This is a genomic window from Shewanella sp. 10N.286.52.A9 (assembly GCF_041468985.1).
In the GTDB taxonomy this organism is placed as follows: domain Bacteria; phylum Pseudomonadota; class Gammaproteobacteria; order Enterobacterales; family Shewanellaceae; genus Shewanella; species Shewanella japonica.
In genome coordinates, this window is record NZ_JBFRJQ010000011.1 from 32,902 (window position 1) to 50,821 (window position 17,920).

The following is a 17,920-nucleotide window of genomic DNA, read 5'->3' on the forward strand; positions in this document are numbered from 1 at the left end:
TAAATGTTAACTTCACTAAATTAGTGAATTATTCTGCAATGTAATCAGTCACTTCTAAACCGAAGCCCGATAACGAATGATAATGTTTCGGCGAACTCAATAGTCTCATGGTGCTGACACCAAGACTTGATAGTATTTGCGAACCGATGCCTACTTTACGTGAGGTGCCGACCCATTTCGCCGCTGTTGGTGCTTGACCTTTGTCTTCTGCTTCAAACGCTTTCACTTTGGCTAGCATCTCACTCGAATGCTCTTCATGGCCTAATAACACTAAAACACCACCTTCATTAGCGATGCGTTCCATCGCTTTTTCTAATGGCCAGCTACGTTTTTGATCTCGCTCAGAGTGAAGCAAATCGTTAAATGTATTTTGCAAGTGCACACGGACTAAACAATCAGCTTTCACTTCACCTTTTACCAATGCATAGTGCAATTGATTATCGATGGTGTCTCTAAATGTCACCATAGTAAACTCACCGAAACGTGTGGGTAGTTTACATTCTGCTTCACGCACAACAGTGGTTTCTTTGGTATTACGGTACTCAATTAAATCAGCAATTGTCCCCATTTTAATACCGTGTTTTTCACTAAACACTTCTAAATCAGGACAGCGTGCCATCGTGCCGTCATCATTTAAAATCTCAACGATCACACCTGAAGGCTCCAAACCTGCTAAGCGAGCTAAATCGCAACCTGCTTCAGTGTGTCCAGCACGCGTTAATACGCCGCCATCTTGCGCCATTAATGGGAAAATATGCCCAGGCTGAACTAAGTCAGCGGCTTTAGCATCCTTTGCAACAGCCGCCTGAACCGTAACAGCACGATCATGAGCTGAAATGCCTGTTGTTACACCTGTTGCAGCTTCAATTGATACAGTAAAGTTTGTCGAGAACTGTGCATTATTATTAGTTACCATTAAAGGTAAATTTAACTGCATACAGCGCTCTTTGGTCATCGTTTGGCAAATCAATCCACGACCATAGGTCGCCATAAAGTTAATTGCCTCAGGCGTCACCTTTTCGGCCGCCATGATAAGATCGCCTTCATTCTCTCTATCTTCATCGTCCATCAAGATAACCATTTTACCCTGACGAATATCTTCGATGATCTCTTCTATACTGTGTAGTGCCATGTTAAGACCTTTATGTTTAGTTTTTCTATATCAGCAACATAGGCTAAATATATTCGGGTATTCTATTTTCTATCGCATAAATCCGGCGTTGGCTAGCATTTCCATAGTGATGCCGCCTTCAGATTTTGTGGCTTTTTCAGCGTTCATCAAGCGCTCTAAATAACGTGCAATTAAATCCACTTCAATATTGACCTTACTGCCGGCTTGCAAAGCCAACAAGGTCGTTTCTTCGGCTGTATGTGGCACAATCGTTAACCTAAAACGATGCCCATCAATTTCGTTAACTGTTAAGCTAACTCCGTCAATGGTTATTGAGCCTTTATGAGCGATATATCGAGATAAGTCTTCAGGTGCGAGTAACCAAAACTCGATGGCTTTTCCGCGCACATTTCGTTGCTCAACTCTTGCAATACCATCAACATGCCCGCTTACCATATGGCCGCCTAAACGCGTCGTTGGCATCACCGCTTTTTCAAGGTTAACCTTTTGTCCGACTTTATAATCAGCAAAACCAGTTAGTGCGACAGTTTCAGCTGAAATATCTGCAACATAACCATCAGGTAGACATTGTACAACCGTTAAGCACACGCCATTGGTTGCAATACTATCTCCTAGTTTGACATCAGATAAATCCAAACTACCACTTGCAACATTTAAACGAATATCATCGCCTTTGCGATCAATTTTTCTTAATGTGCCTAGGGCTTCAATAATGCCGGTAAACATAAATACTCACTTGTTATCTTATTCAATATTATTTAACAGTGTTCGTTGCCTAATACCGTTTAAATAATGGCAAAAAATCTTGTTGCTTATAGAGCAAATATCATTCTTAGATCTGCACCGACTCGACGCGTATCGTTAAGTTGTATTTTAGGGATATCTGACATGGCTTGGTAATCATCAAGCTGGACTAAATTACGACCTTGGCTACCCAGTAACTTCATCGCTTGATATAAATACAATTCATCACCTAAGCCTTGTTTGATGACGCTACCCGCTAATGTTGCTCCAGCCTCTACGAGAACCGTATTGCATTGCTTACCTAAATAAGTAAATAACGCATGTAAATCAACGCGTCCATCATCATTTGCACCAATAGTGATACAACTAACATGATTGTTAAATCTTTCTCTCACTTCTGCGGGGTATTCCACACATGAAACCAACAGTATAGGAGACGCTATTTCAAACAGTGTAAAGTCATTTGTTAGCCTAGCTTTACTATCTAGAATAACCCTTAATGGTTGTTTAATTTCACTTTCTGCTAAATGCTCTTTTACACTGCCTAATTCTTCATAACGGACATTCATCGAAGGGTTGTCAGCAAGTACCGTTTCTACACCAGTTATAATGGCACATTGTCGAGCACGTAACTTTTGTACATCCGCTCGGGCTTCAGGTCCTGTAATCCATTTAGACACCCCATTAGACAATGCCGTTTTGCCATCAATACTGGCAGCAAGCTTAATGGTAACAAGTGGCAAGCCTGTGAGCATTCGCTTAGTAAACCCAAGATTAAGTTGTTTGGCTTGCTCGGTTAATAATCCGACTTCAACCTCAATTCCCGCTTCTTGTAGCATTCGAATACCATTACCTGCCACTTGCGGGTTGGCATCAACCTCAGCAATAACAACCCTTTTTATCCCAGCATTTATTAACGCTAATGCACAAGGAGGGGTTCGGCCATAATGACTGCAAGGCTCAAGGGTGACATAGGCAGTGGCTTGGCTTAATTTATCTTGCTGCTGATTGGTTTGTACTGCATTTAAAGCGTGAATTTCAGCGTGCGGGCCACCCGCTTTAATATGATAACCTTGACCAATAATCTGCTCGCCAACGGCAATCACACAGCCTACGTTTGGATTAGGCCGAGTTGTATAACGTCCTTTTTCTGCTAATGAAATTGCCAGACTCATCATTGAAATATCAAGGATAGACCACTGAGACATAAAAACCTTCTTGATTGCACCAAAACGATAAAAAGCAATATTTTGCTAGCGGCAAGTAATGATAATACGGTTACTTTTGTAACTTAGCGATTGCTTCACCAAATTGAGACACATCTTCAAATGCACGGTAAACAGAAGCAAAGCGAATATAGGCAACCTTATCAAGCACCATTAACTGCTCCATCATTAAGTTACCGATCATAGCAGAGTCAATTTCTCGTTCGCCTGTTGCACGAAGCGTGGATTTTATTTTTGTTAATGCTTGCTCAATTTGATCCATAGAAACAGGGCGTTTTTCAACTGCTCTGAGCATACCGCCACGAAGTTTCTCTTCATCAAATGGCTGACGAGTGCCATCTTGTTTGATCACTCTAGGCATCACCAGCTCAGCACCTTCAAAGGTTGTAAAGCGTTCATGGCACTCTGTACATTCCCGGCGACGACGTACTTGGTGGCCATCAGCCACAAGTCGAGAGTCAATCACTTTAGTATCTGTCGCGCTACAAAATGGGCAATGCATATTCGCTCCTGAAATTAAAAAGAAAATGGCTGTAAGTACTCGGTACTTACAGCCATTAAAGTTTATCCTATTTACTTTATAAGGTTAACCTTATCGATAAGATTATCCTGCGAAGATAAATTGAATAAAGCCAGTCTTACTCAATCACGTTCCTGTTACAGAATACTTGAAAGGTATTAACCGTAAACAGGGAATTTAGCACATAATTCAAGCACTTGATTCTTCACACGCTCAATCGTGGCTTCATTATTAATATCGTCAAGTACATCACACATCCAGTTGGTTAACTCAACTGATTCAGTTTCAGTAAAACCACGGCGTGTAATTGCAGGAGAACCAATACGTAAACCTGAAGTCACAAACGGTGAACGTGGATCATTTGGCACCGAGTTTTTGTTCACTGTGATGTTAGCTTTGCCTAAGGCAGCATCAGCATCTTTACCAGTCATATCTTTGCTGATTAAATCAAGCAGGAATAAGTGGTTATCAGTACCGCCAGATACCACATCATAGCCACGTTCGATAAAGGTTTTAGCCATCACTTTAGCGTTGGCAACAACTTGCTCTTGGTAAGTCGTAAACTCTGGATCTAATGCTTCTTTAAATGCAACGGCTTTAGCTGCAATAACGTGCATTAATGGACCACCTTGGCCGCCAGGGAATACTGCTGAGTTTAATTTTTTATAGATATCTTCATCGTTTGATGCAGATAAAATTAATCCACCACGAGGACCGGCAAGTGTTTTGTGTGTCGTCGTTGTCACTACGTGTGCATGTGGTAACGGGTTCGGATAGATACCAGCAGCAACAAGACCAGCAACGTGGGCCATATCAACAAATAAGTAAGCACCTACTTTGTCAGCGATTTCGCGGAATTTACCCCAATCGATGATACCTGAATATGCAGAGAAACCAGCAATAATCATTTTAGGCTTATGTTCAACAGCTAAACGCTCTACTTCTGCATAATCGATTTTGCCAGTCGTTTCATCAATACCGTACTGAACCGCATTGTATAATTTGCCTGAAAAGCTCACATGAGACCCGTGAGTCAAGTGACCACCGTGTGCCAGGCTCATACCTAAAACGGTGTCACCACCTTGTAAAAGCGCCATGAAAACAGCTGAGTTTGCCTGAGAACCAGAATGCGGCTGAACGTTAGCGTAAGTTGCGCCGAACAACTCTTTAGCACGTGAAATAGCTAATTCTTCAGCAATATCAACATGCTCACAACCACCATAGTAACGCTTACCAGGGTAACCCTCTGCGTACTTATTGGTTAACTGAGAACCTTGTGCTTCAAGAACACGTGGGCTGGTATAATTTTCTGATGCGATTAATTCAATGTGCTCTTCTTGGCGACGAGTCTCATCTTCAATGGCTTGAAACAGTTGTGGATCGTAATCCGCGATATTCATAGCTTTCTTTAGCATTGGTGTCTCCAACAGCAGTTCTTATATATATATAGGGTTGCGCGGTATTCTACTCTGCTCTGCGTCACAATCCCAGCATTTAGAACATGAATTTCATTGGAAATTATCTTTAATTTGATTAATCCAAAATTTGAGTTAAACAAAAAATAAAGTAGAATTATCATCATCATTGGTCACTAAAGAACCTTAAAAATGGCTCAATTTGTCTATAGTATGCTGCGGGTAGGAAAGATTGTTCCGCCTAAAAAACAAATCCTCAAAGATATTTCACTTAGTTTTTTCCCTGGCGCCAAAATTGGTGTACTTGGTTTAAATGGTTCTGGTAAATCAACTTTGCTAAAAATCATGGCAGGTTTAGATACCGAAATCGAAGGTGAAGCACGTCCGATGCAGGACCTAAAAATTGGTTACCTGCCACAAGAACCTAAGCTTGATGAATCACAAACAGTTCGTGAAGCAATTGAAGAAGCAGTCAGTGAGGCTAAGAACGCGCTGACTCGTCTGGATGAAGTTTACGCACTTTATGCTGAACCCGACGCCGACTTTGATGCATTAGCAAAAGAGCAAGGTGAGCTTGAAGCAATTATTCAGTCTCAAGATGCTCATAACCTAGATGTTATTTTAGACCGAGCAGCTAACGCATTACGCTTACCTGATTGGGATGAAAAAATCGAAGTGCTATCAGGTGGTGAACGTCGCCGTGTCGCAATTTGTCGCTTACTACTTGAAAAGCCAGACATGTTGTTACTTGACGAACCAACTAACCACTTGGATGCTGAATCTGTCGCGTGGCTTGAACGTTTCTTACAAGATTATACTGGCACCGTAGTTGCGATTACCCATGATAGATACTTCTTGGATAATGCTGCGGGTTGGATTTTAGAACTTGACCGTGGTGAAGGTATTCCTTGGGAAGGTAACTACTCATCTTGGCTTGAGCAAAAAGATGCACGTCTACAACAAGAGTCTGCAACTGAAAGCGCCCGCCAAAAAACCATTCAAAAAGAATTAGAATGGGTACGCCAAGGCAGTAAAGGTCGTCAATCTAAAGGCAAAGCCCGTATGGCTCGCTTTGAAGAATTGAACACCAACGACTATCAAAAGCGTAACGAGACTAATGAATTGTTCATTCCACCAGGGCCTCGTTTAGGTGACAAAGTAATTGAGGTTAATAACTTAACTAAGTCTTATGGCGATCGAGTGTTGATTGATGACTTAAGTTTCTCAATTCCTAAAGGTGCGATTGTCGGTATTATCGGTGCAAACGGTGCGGGTAAATCAACATTATTTAAAATGATTTCAGGCGCTGAACAACCTGATAGCGGCAGCATCGAAGTGGGTGAATCAGTACAAATTGCTTCGGTTGAGCAATTCCGTGATTCAATGAACGACAAGAATACCGTCTGGCAGGAAATCTCAGATGGACAAGATATCATGCGTATCAACAACACAGAGATCCCAAGTCGTGCTTACGTTGGGCGTTTTAACTTCCGTGGTGGCGATCAGCAAAAAATCATTGGTACCTTATCTGGTGGTGAACGTAACCGTGTTCATTTAGCCAAACTGCTACAAGCTGGTGGTAACGTACTCCTACTCGATGAACCAACCAATGACTTAGATGTTGAAACACTACGTGCGCTAGAAGAGGCACTATTAGAGTTCCCTGGTTGTGCCATGGTTATTTCTCATGACCGTTGGTTCTTAGACAGAATCGCCACTCACATTTTAGATTACCGTGATGAAGGCCAAGTCAACTTCTATGAAGGAAACTACACAGAATACACGGCCTGGTTGAAAGAACATCTTGGCACTGAAGCCATTGAGCCTCATCGTTTAAAATACAAGCGTATTGCTAAATAGTCACAGGATTATCATTATCTGATTCAGACTAAAATTAATCACTTAGTTTTAGCTTTAGTCAGTTGATTATATTGCCATTATAAAAGTCCTATTGATGGTGAAATTCGTTAATTCGAGTTTTCACTTTAAATAGGACTTTTTTATGTTTACCTGCCATTACTTTCACTAATCGCTAAAATGACCACTTACCTATAAAGGCAGTCATAAAAATGACGACTGTCTGAAAACCTGCAATTTGTTAAATTTCTAAATTCCTCATGGTTAACTTACTCTATTGAGTTAATTCACTCGCGTTAACAACATAACTTACATAGCCAACAAAAACTTGGTTCTTTAAAGAACATTAACAATAACTTAAGCACAAGAGGATAAAGCAACATCAGGTATAATAAGGTAACAATATATCAGTCAAACCGCCCTACTGTTGGCTTGTTGTAAAAAAGCGTCAAAAAACCACAATCTATTTGTAAAGACAAATTAACTTAAGTACTATAAAATTATTGACGGATTATTTTACTGTTGACCAGTTGCAGTAGCACAAGGCTATGCACGAACAATTACACAAAAATGGAGGAATCAGTGAGATATAGTCGAATTACTTTTATTTTATTATGTTTTTATGCCAGCAGCTCATTTGGTTTAGAGATTATTTCGAGTAGCGAAACCCAAAAACTACAAGAAATTGAGCAAAAGTATAATATTGATGATTTACTCATTTCTGCCAACGATAAATTGTCAACGCACAAAAAGAAAGAATCAGATTTTCACGCCTTAAGTGTCGAGATTAAAAGCAAGCAAACTGAATATGAACATTTGGTTTCTAAGTTACCAGCTAAAATCTTGTCACGCGCTAACCTAAGTTCTTTTTACCGTGATTTAGAAAACCTTGTCCTTAAAATAGATCAACTTGAAACCAAATATGATATCGACGGTAAATCCCTTAAGAGAGAATACAAATCGATAATGGCAGAATATGATGTCATTAATGAAACTCGCACAAACAAAGATGAGCAACTAGCCGCACTTAAAAGTGAAATCACCAAGCGTGTTATTGCCGACGTATCAAAAGCAGACACGGTTCAATCAGTTGATTTAGATGGTTCAACCTTATGTAGTAAATTTCAGTCAATTAACGATTGTTTGAAAGATTCAGAAAGCTACATTGTGACTAATACAATCAAAACTGATCCTTTTTTGAATGAGCGCAGTGTTTTACTTTCATATGACGTCATCGACGCCAGTATGAATATGTCAGGCAACTTAAACTATAAAATTAAGATGGCATTCAAACCTTCATATAACAGTAAAATTGACTCACTGATTAATGAAGAACTAGGTCTTAAATCAGCCATGATTACATTAGTTAGTAATGTCGCCGCTGATTGGTTTGTCGATGGTGTTAAAGTTGGGACTGGTCGTGAAATTTTTCATGAAGTGCCATTAGGTCAACACGGTATTTTGGCTTCTTATCAAACGAAAGATAAGTCGAGTGTTGAGTTCATTCAAGGCAATGGTGTTTTCAACTATAACTTTAACGAAACATCTCGTAATAATGACTTAGTGACATTGCCACAGACCGAAAAAACCAAAAAACAAACCATGAAAATGAAGCCTAAGCAAGCGAATGTCGCTGCTAAAGATAAGCCTCAAATGAGCCTATCAAACAAGAGCTACGAATATTTCATGGGAATTGAAGCATCGACTAAAGAGCAAAACGAAAGCTTTAATGGAACACCTTCAGCAAAACTGTAGCGTCTCATATTAGAATAAAAAACCACTTAGTATGGCTAAGTGGTTTTTTTGTTTTCTAGCATACCAATTTAAAAAATCAACCTGCTTTACTGTATCCTCCCTCTGGCAACTGTTAAGAAATTGATACCAACTTAGACACAAGTTCACAACTCAGATCCAATAACTAAACACTAATGTTATCAGCATGTTTTGTTACAGTCTTATCTGCTACGCTTTACATTCCTTTACCCTTATATGCTGCTTTTTTTATTAAAATAGCCTCACATCAGCATAGGCATTTTTAGAGTTCATCAATGAAAAAATTAGCATTCCTTATTATTGTTTGTGGCGTTATGGCTGCCGCTTTTTCATTTAGTGGTATTAGCCAGGCTAGTAAATCTAAACCCGATAGCAACAATAAACCGCAAAGAACGATTCCTGTGGTAACAGGCATTGTTGATCAACATGAGTTATCGCAATCGTTATCATTGATTGGCAAATTAGATGCTGAACAGTCCGTGTTTATTTCTTCACAGGTTGCTGGCCAAATCAGTGATATTCTCATTGAACCAGATCAAGACATTAAAGCGGGACAAACTATTGTTCAGCTTGATAATGCGAAAGCCAAAGCCGCAACAGCGGAGGCTGCTGCCTATCTTGCAGATGAACAAAGAAAATTGAAAGAGTTTTCAAAGCTAATCAAAAGTAATGCCATTACCCAAACTGAAATTGATGCCCAACGTGCTAATGTCGATATGGCTCAAGCTCGCCTTGCCTCCGCTCAAGCCGATCTAAACTACCACACACTTAAAGCTCCATTTTCAGGCTCAGCAGGATTAATTGATTTTAGTGTTGGTAAGATGATTTCGGTTGGTACTGAATTGCTTGCTTTTGACGATCTATCTAGCATGAGACTTGATCTACAAGTACCTGAGCATTACTTATCGTTACTTTCAAATGGCATGGCCGTTAATGCACAAAGTCGTGCTTGGCCTGATCAAGTATTTACAGGCAAAATCATTGCCATCGACTCTCGCATTAATCAAGACACCTTAAACTTACGGGTGAGAGTACAGTTTGATAACCCCGAAAACCGTTTAAAGCCAGGTATGATGATGGCTGCAGTACTTAACTTCCCTGCAGTTTCTGAACCTGTCATTCCAGTCCAAGCAATTGAATACTCTGGCACAAAGCGTTTTGTGTATATCATCAACGAAAACAACATAGCAAAACGCACTGAAGTGACATTGGGCGCTCGTATTGACAACGAAGTGTTAATTTCTGACGGCTTAAATATTGGTGACCATGTTGTAGTTCAAGGGTTAGTTAACATGCGTGATGGGGTATTAGTGGATGTGCTTGAACAGCAAAATACTGCTGAGCGCCTAGCCAATGAAAACACAGCAGAAGAAAGTAATCAGCAGGAGAAAAGCTAATGTGGCTTTCTGATGTTTCAGTCAAGCGTCCTGTTGTCGCTATTGTACTCAGCTTATTATTGGGCGTATTTGGCCTAGTTTCACTGTCAAAACTGTCGATTCGAGAAATGCCGGATGTTGAAAATCCGGTAGTCACGGTAATGACCACCTATAGTGGCGCTTCAGCCACTATTATGGAAAGCCAAATTACCACCACGATTGAAGATGAGTTAACGGGTATTAGTGGTGTTGATGAAATTGAATCTGTCACTCGTAATGGTATGTCCCGCATTACAGTCACATTTTTACTTGGCTGGGATTTAACAGAAGGCGTGAGTGATGTGCGTGATGCTGTAGCGAGAGCTCAGCGCCGCCTTCCAGATGAAGCTGACGATCCTGTAGTATCTAAAGATAATGGCTCAGGCGAGCCGTCTATTTATGTCAACCTGAGTTCATCAACGATGGACCGAACTCAGCTCACCGATTACTCCCAACGAGTATTAGAAGATCGTTTTAACTTGATCACAGGAGTCAGCTCAATTTCCATCACGGGCGGACTTTACAAAGTCATGTATGTTCAATTAAAACCTGAACTCATGGCAGGACGTAATGTGTCGGCCAACGACATCGTATCAGCACTAAAAACTGAAAATGTTGAAACGCCTGGCGGCGAAGTTCGTAACGACACTACGGTCATGACGGTTCGTACAGCAAGACTCTATAACCACCCAGAGGACTTTGACTACTTAGTCGTTCGTACTGCCGACGATGGCACACCTGTTTACCTAAAAGATGTCGCGGATGTATTCATCGGTGCAGAGAACGAGAACTCAACCTTTAAAAGTGATGGCGTTGCTAACCTTTCTTTGGGCATTGTGGCCCAATCTGATGCGAACCCATTAGATGTCGCGAAATGGGTTCATCAAGAAGTCGATAGAATCCAAGACTTCTTACCTGATGGTACGGCGCTCGTGGTCGATTATGACTCTACCATTTTCATTTCTCGCTCAATCGATGAGGTCTATAACACCTTAATTATCACTGCAGTATTAGTGATATTGGTGCTGTATATTTTTATCGGCCAAGTCCGTGCGACGTTAATTCCTGCGGTGACTGTGCCTGTATCGTTAATTGCGGCATTTATTGCGGCTAACTCATTCGGTTTTTCAATTAACCTTCTCACATTGATGGCGCTGATCCTAGCCATCGGACTGGTTGTTGATGACGCTATTGTGGTCGTTGAAAATATTTTCCATCACATTGAAAAAGGTGAACCTCCTTTGCTTGCTGCCTACAAAGGAGCTCGCGAGGTTGGCTTTGCAGTTGTCGCCACTACAGCAGTATTAGTCATGGTGTTTTTACCCATTTCATTTATGGAAGGCATGGTTGGATTACTGTTTACTGAGTTCTCGGTAATGCTTGCAATGTCAGTGTTATTTTCATCGCTTATTGCATTAACGCTTACCCCCGTACTCGGTAGTAAATTGCTAAAAGCCAATGTAAAGCCTAACCGTTTTAACTTATGGGTAGACGGGTTATTTGATGCACTAGAAACACAATACCGCCGTGTCGTGAGTAAAGCTGTGCAATTCCGTATGGCTGCACCATTGGTTATTGTTGCGTGCGTGGCTGGTAGTGGCTGGTTGTTAAACCAAGTACCTGCTCAATTAGCCCCTCAGGAAGACCGAGGCGTTATTTTTGCCTTCATTAAAGGCGCCGAAGGCACTAGCTACAATCGCATGTCTGCCAATATGGAAATCGTAGAGCAGCGACTATTACCTATGCTAGGTGATGGTGTTATAAAATCATTTAGTATTCAAGCACCGGCATTTGGCGGCCGAGCTGGCGATCAGACTGGTTTTGTTATTATTCAGCTGGAAGAATGGCAAGACAGGAGTATTAATGCCCAGCAAGCGTTAGGGATAGTCGCAAAAGCACTAGAAGGCATCCCTGACGTCATGGTACGCCCAATGTTGCCAGGTTTTAGAGGTAAGTCAAGTGAGCCAGTACAGTTTGTATTAGGTGGCTCCGATTATGAAGAGCTGTTTGATTGGGCGCAAAAACTACAACAAGAAGCGGATTTAAGCCCGATATTAGAAGGGGCTGATCTTGATTATGCTGAAACAACCCCAGAACTATTAGTTAGTGTCGATCGTGAGCGTGCTGCAGAACTTGGCGTGAGTGTCACTGAAGTTTCAGACACCTTAGAAATCATGCTTGGCGGTCGCAGCGAAACCACCTTTATTGAGCGTGGCGAAGAGTATGATGTGTACCTACGAGGCGATGAAAACAGCTTTAACAGTGTCGCCGATTTAAGTCAGATATATATGCGCACTTCAAAGGGCGACCTTATCACCTTAGATACCATCACCCGAATTGATGAAGTGGCTTCAGCGCAAAAACTTAGCCATCTGAATAAACAAAAGTCCATCAGCTTAAAAGCCAATTTAGGCGAAGGATATACCTTAGGTGAAGCATTAGATTTTCTCGATGCGAAAGCCATTGAAATGCTGCCAAGCGATATCACCATTTCATATACCGGCGAGTCAAAAGATTTTAAGGAAAACCAGAGCAGCGTTTTCATCGTGTTTGGTCTTGCGTTATTAGTCGCATACTTAGTACTTGCTGCTCAGTTTGAGAGCTTTATCAATCCGTTGGTCGTTATGTTTACTGTTCCCATGGGCATATTCGGCGGATTCCTTGGGCTGTATTTCACCGGACAAGGCCTCAACATTTATAGCCAAATTGGCATGATAATGTTAATTGGTATGGTCACTAAAAACGGCATTTTAATTGTTGAGTTTGCTAATCAGTTGCGTGATAAAGGGCTCTCTCTCGAACAAGCAATTATCGATGCATCTGCTAGACGTTTAAGACCGATTCTCATGACGGCCTTCACCACTTTAATTGGAGCAATCCCATTAATATTATCGACAGGTGCAGGTTCAGAAAGTCGCATCGCTGTCGGTACGGTAGTGTTCTTTGGGATGGCATTTGCTACTCTAGTGACACTCTTAGTCATCCCAGCTATGTATCGACTCATATCAGGGGCAACAAAGTCGCCAGGCTTTGTGGAGCAGCAACTTAATTTGGCTATTGAGCAACAAAAAGCAAGCGCCAGCAAATCATAGTTAGCTCTAAGGGTTTAGCCTACCTTGGCTAAACCCTGCTTGAACAAGTTAAATTAATTAAAATGGATAATAGGTGTCACATGGAAAAAGTTGCCGTATTTGTTGATGTGCAGAACATCTATTACACATGTAAACAAGCCTTTGGGCGTTCATTTAACTATCGAGCCTTATTCCAAAACCTCAATTATACAACTCAAATTGAATATGCCATTGCCTATGCCATCGCTCCGGCGGACGATGGCCAAGTTAAGTTTCAAGATGCACTTAAACATATTGGTTTTGAAGTTAAACTCAAACCTTATATTCAAAGAAGTGATGGCAGCGCCAAAGGAGACTGGGATGTCGGCATTACCATCGATGTTTTAGACTATGCCGAGCAAGTAGATAAAGTCATTTTGCTTTCTGGTGACGGTGACTTCGACTTACTGATGGCAAAAGTAGCGCAAAAATTTAACTGTAAAACCGAAGTCATTAGTGTGACAGAGTTAACCGCTAAATCTTTATTAGATGTGATTTCCCATCATACCCCTATCGATAAGCAGCTTTTAATTTAGCCCTAACACTCCTCCAACCAAACCTGCTTAAACGCACTTATGTAGCACAAAGAACAGTCTAAGCAGGCCAAAGTCTTTACAATCCGCTGCTAATTCGAGCAATAATACATTTCAACAAACTATTTCCTCAAGAAACGTAACGATTGCCGATACAAAGTCACACAAGAAGTATTGTTTTACCGCATTACATACGTTTACAAAATTGGTTAAAATGCGTAACGATATAATAACCACATAAAATAAGGGCTTTAAATGTTATCAGCGTTAAAACATCTGCTTTTATTCTTTATTGTGGCTACTTTTTTTTCTGTTTCTCTGTCTCCCCATAGCGCTCAGGCTGAGCAATTTCAGCTGGAAACCCTTACGGTTAGTGATGGCCTGCCGTCCTCTAGCATTACCACGCTGTATCAACAACGTGATGGATTTATTTGGTTTGGTACCGATACTGGAGCCAGTCGCTATGATGGGGTTAACTTTACCAATTTTCAGTTCTCTGAATCTGACAAGACCCACATATCCAACAACTACATTACCAAGATCCATGAAGATCGCAGTGGCAATATTTGGATAGCTACCGAAGATGGCTTAAACCAGTTAACCCAAGACAATGAAATCATCATTCATAACATGATTTCCACCCAATCCAGTTTAGGTTCAAGTTGGATTATAGAAATTTATGAACAAGAAAATGGCTTACTATGGTTTGGCACCGGTTCAGGACTAACCCAATATAACCCGCAAAACAAACAGTTCACTGCCTACTCATTATTTGATGAAAATCAAGCATACGAAACCTCAGTCAGCGGAGTTTTTAGCGATCACAATGGCACTATTTGGGCCGTCACAGACTACGGCTTAGCCACACTCAACACCCAATCGGATCAACTCGAAATAGTGAAATTTGAAGGCGAACTTGCAAAGCAACTAGACCCGGTCATTTTCTATGGCGCCAAAAAAGCCAAGAATGGCGAAATATGGCTCGGTAGCTATCGAAATGGATTATTCAAACTTAACTTAGAAACTCGCAGCATCAACAATATCCATTTCAACAAGGATAACCCGAGTAATCAGCAGCTCCCATCCAATCACATTCAAAGCTTCACCTTTAAAGACGACAACACCCTATGGGTAACACACGGTAAAGGCGCTAGCCGCATTACATTAGACACCATGAGCTTTTCACACCTGACTCATGAGGCATTTAACCCTAATTCGATGCCAAGTGATTATGTCCCGATTGTAATGGTTGATCAGTCTGGTGGGGTTTGGTTTGGTACCGGTAATGGCGCATCGCTGTATTCTAATTTTAAACAAGGAACACGTTTATACAGACCAAAACCGATTAGCTCTGAATTATCCGGAAATATGGTCTATTGGTTCGATTTTGATAAAGATAACAATACTTGGATAAGCACGACAAAAGGCATAGATAAACTAAGGTTAAATAAAGATTTAATCTCTTTGCAGCCTATTTCTGAGTTAACTCCTTCGATGATTTATAGTGCAACAATCGATGACGCCAACACCATGTGGATTTCCCAAGCAGATGGTTTGACAGTATATGATATTGATACAGAACGTTTACGCCACTTCAGTAATGCTAAAGATAACCCTCATGGTTTGCCTGAAAGCGAATTTTATTTAGCACTGCCTGATAATCATGGCAACGCATGGATCACAGGCTACCTTGATGTAGGGCTCATTTTATTTAACCCTGACAAAGGGATACTAAAGCAGCTACTGCATCACAATGATAATTCTTATGCCGCGGGTGGAAACTTCACCTTTGATAAGCAGCTTCTCCATAATGGCGAGCTATGGCTAGCGACAACCAATGCTATATACCGAGTCAATCCACAAACCTACGAAGTCAAACACCTTCCTTTAGGTAGTGAAGCGCAAAATATTCGTACCGTTAAAATATATCAAGATGAGAACAATACTGTTTGGGTCGCAAGCCAAGGTCTAGGCCTGGTCAAAATTGAAGTGAGTGACTTCTGGAGTGACGATTTACAACTTGAATATATTACTAAAGAAGATGGTTTAGCTTCGAATACTCTTAAAGGTGTCACAGGCGATGGTCAAGGGCATTTGTGGATCACGACACAATCTAAATTCGCCAAGATGCACATCGAAACTCAAAAAATCACTAAATTTCCTAGTGCTATCAATCACAAAGATAGCTCTTTTTCAGATGCTGCCATCGCATTTCAAAAAGATGAGTTGTATATAGGTACAAACAACGGTGCCTTTAAAATTGATACACGAGCAATTAAAAGTAACCAATTTTCCCCACAGGTTCATATAACATCGGCATTAATTGCCAATGAAGAATACATCCACTTAAACAGTAACCATAGTATTGATGCATTGACCTTAGACTATGAACAAAATATGGTGCAATTTTCATTCGCTGCACTGGATTTTAATGCGCCACAAAAAAACCAATATCGATATAAACTGCATGGCTTTGATGAACGCTGGATATACTCGCAAAACATTTCCACAGCAACCTATACCAATCTTCATGCAGGTGATTATCGTTTTGTCGTGCAAGGCAGTAATAGCGATGGTATTTGGAGTCCGTTAATTGCAGAGCTTTCATTCACCATTAAAAAACCCTGGTGGTATTTTGCCATCATTAGTTTAGTACTTGTGTGTGCGTTATTGACCTTTTTATTTTTGTTAACCCGTTATCAAAAAGTCACAGAGTTGAAAAACCGAGCTAATTTCGACACGTTAACAGGCTTATCAAATCGATTCCGTTTTAATACTGTACTTGAAGCCACTGTGAATCAAAAACATCAGCATGCTGCGGTTGCTTTTATCGACCTTGATTACTTCAAGGAAGTCAATGACTCTATGGGACACGACATAGGTGATGAGCTGATTATTCAAGTGAGCAAACGCCTATCATCAAACCTCAAAAGTGATGACCTATTAGCCCGCTTAGGCGGTGATGAGTTTGCAATTATTCTTCGAAATCCGGGCGAGCTTTCACAGCTAGTGAATATCATTGAACGCCTAAGATTAGCAATTAACACAGGCTATCAAATACAGGAACATTGGATTAAGAGCTCTGCCAGTATTGGGGTTGCTTGCTACCCTGAAGATGGTCTGGATGCGAAGACGTTACTAAAACATGCCGATACCGCGATGTATGCTGCTAAACAAGCAGGACGTAATAGCGCCTACTTTTTTAATGAAGCACTGTCAGTCGCCTTACAAGAAAAAATTTCAATTAAACAGCAGCTTCAACATGCATTAACCAATGATGAGTTTGAGTTGTATTATCAGCCTAAAATTTGCCTTAAAACAGGTAATATCCGTTCATTTGAAGCATTGTTGCGCTGGTTCCACCCCGAAAAAGGTTTGATACCACCCGATAAGTTTATTCCAGAAGCTGAAAGTAATGGTCAAATCATTGAAATTGGTTATTGGGTTATTAAACAGGCTTGTATCACGGCAAATCAATGGCACCAAGAAGGCTTGCTCAAAGGGAATGTGTCGGTCAATATCTCCCCTGTGCAGTTATCTCAGCCAGATATTGGCGAAAAAATCGAAGCCATATTAGTGGAAACCGGTTTCCCTGCAGAGAAGCTGGAACTGGAAATTACCGAATCACTTTTGATTGAGAATGTTGAAACCGCTAAAAAGGTGCTAAACCAATTACATGATTTAAAAATCAGACTCAGTTTAGATGACTTTGGTAAGGGGTATTCATCCTTAAATTACCTCACCCGATTCCCATTAAATACCTTAAAAATCGACAAAGGTTTTATCGATAGCTTTTTAGATAATGAAGCCGCAAAAGCGGTCTTAAAAAACATTATTAATTTAGGTAATGACCTAAAAATGCAAATTATCGCAGAAGGGATTGAAACTGAAATGCAATTAATTAAACTCATTCAGTACCAGTGTCATACTGGTCAAGGTTACATTTTCAGCCCAGCGGTAAATACCCAAAGTGCTTATAAGATGCTAACAGGTGAAACGGTATTACTGCCTAAATTTATGCAAAACAAAGTTGGCTAAATAAGCATTTTAAACGGTTTGAACTGAGTAACCTCTGTCGAGATATTAAAGGGGATGAGTCAAACTCTGGTCTGAGCAGTCAATGAATCGCCATAGCAAACCGAAAAACACTGTTGTAACGTCTAAGAATAAGTAACAATGCCCTCATAAAATGACT

The 17,920-nt window shown here is 40.7% G+C and carries 11 protein-coding genes; 6 read left to right on the forward strand and 5 right to left on the reverse strand.

Annotated features, from left to right (window positions below; translation table 11 throughout):
- Positions 1-28: 28 nt before the first annotated feature.
- The 5 genes from ribBA to glyA form a co-directional block, all read right to left on the reverse strand.
- Positions 29-1,132, reverse strand: a complete 1,104-nt coding sequence (gene ribBA / locus AB4128_RS09865) for a bifunctional 3,4-dihydroxy-2-butanone-4-phosphate synthase/GTP cyclohydrolase II (protein WP_055023756.1) — start codon at positions 1,130-1,132, stop codon at positions 29-31.
- A gap of 69 nt (positions 1,133-1,201) precedes the next feature.
- Positions 1,202-1,858 (reverse strand): riboflavin synthase, encoded by a 657-nt coding sequence (locus AB4128_RS09870; protein WP_065108631.1) that lies wholly within the window; start codon positions 1,856-1,858, stop codon positions 1,202-1,204.
- Positions 1,859-1,944: 86 nt separating this feature from the next.
- Positions 1,945-3,084 carry a bifunctional diaminohydroxyphosphoribosylaminopyrimidine deaminase/5-amino-6-(5-phosphoribosylamino)uracil reductase RibD gene (ribD, locus tag AB4128_RS09875; protein ID WP_282166415.1) on the reverse strand — a complete coding sequence of 380 codons (1,140 nt, stop codon included), beginning with the start codon at positions 3,082-3,084 and terminating at the stop codon, positions 1,945-1,947.
- A gap of 70 nt (positions 3,085-3,154) precedes the next feature.
- Entirely contained in the window at positions 3,155-3,604 is a 450-nt protein-coding gene (gene nrdR, locus AB4128_RS09880) for a transcriptional regulator NrdR (RefSeq protein ID WP_055023753.1), read from the reverse strand.
- A 176-nt stretch (positions 3,605-3,780) separates the two neighbouring features.
- Positions 3,781-5,037: a serine hydroxymethyltransferase gene (glyA, locus tag AB4128_RS09885; protein WP_055023752.1), complete on the reverse strand. Its 1,257-nt coding sequence runs from the start codon at positions 5,035-5,037 to the stop codon at positions 3,781-3,783.
- Positions 5,038-5,229: 192 nt separating this feature from the next.
- On the opposite strand from glyA, the gene ettA reads away from it, so the two are divergent.
- From ettA to AB4128_RS09915, 6 genes are all read left to right on the forward strand, one after another.
- Positions 5,230-6,897 (forward strand): energy-dependent translational throttle protein EttA, encoded by a 1,668-nt coding sequence (ettA, locus tag AB4128_RS09890; RefSeq protein ID WP_065108633.1) that lies wholly within the window; start codon positions 5,230-5,232, stop codon positions 6,895-6,897.
- A 579-nt stretch (positions 6,898-7,476) separates the two neighbouring features.
- A complete protein-coding gene (locus AB4128_RS09895) occupies positions 7,477-8,649 on the forward strand; it encodes a hypothetical protein (protein ID WP_080916371.1) in 1,173 nt (390 codons plus the stop codon).
- A gap of 293 nt (positions 8,650-8,942) precedes the next feature.
- Positions 8,943-10,064 (forward strand): efflux RND transporter periplasmic adaptor subunit, encoded by a 1,122-nt coding sequence (locus AB4128_RS09900; RefSeq protein ID WP_372037558.1) that lies wholly within the window; start codon positions 8,943-8,945, stop codon positions 10,062-10,064.
- A complete protein-coding gene (locus tag AB4128_RS09905) occupies positions 10,064-13,174 on the forward strand; it encodes a multidrug efflux RND transporter permease subunit (protein WP_372037559.1) in 3,111 nt (1,036 codons plus the stop codon). Before AB4128_RS09900 ends, AB4128_RS09905 begins: the two co-directional genes overlap by 1 nt.
- Before the next feature lie 80 nt (positions 13,175-13,254).
- Positions 13,255-13,728, forward strand: a complete 474-nt coding sequence (locus tag AB4128_RS09910) for an NYN domain-containing protein (protein WP_144430148.1) — start codon at positions 13,255-13,257, stop codon at positions 13,726-13,728.
- A 252-nt stretch (positions 13,729-13,980) separates the two neighbouring features.
- Entirely contained in the window at positions 13,981-17,763 is a 3,783-nt protein-coding gene (locus AB4128_RS09915; protein ID WP_372037560.1) for an EAL domain-containing protein, read from the forward strand.
- The last annotated feature ends 157 nt before the right edge of the window (positions 17,764-17,920 follow it).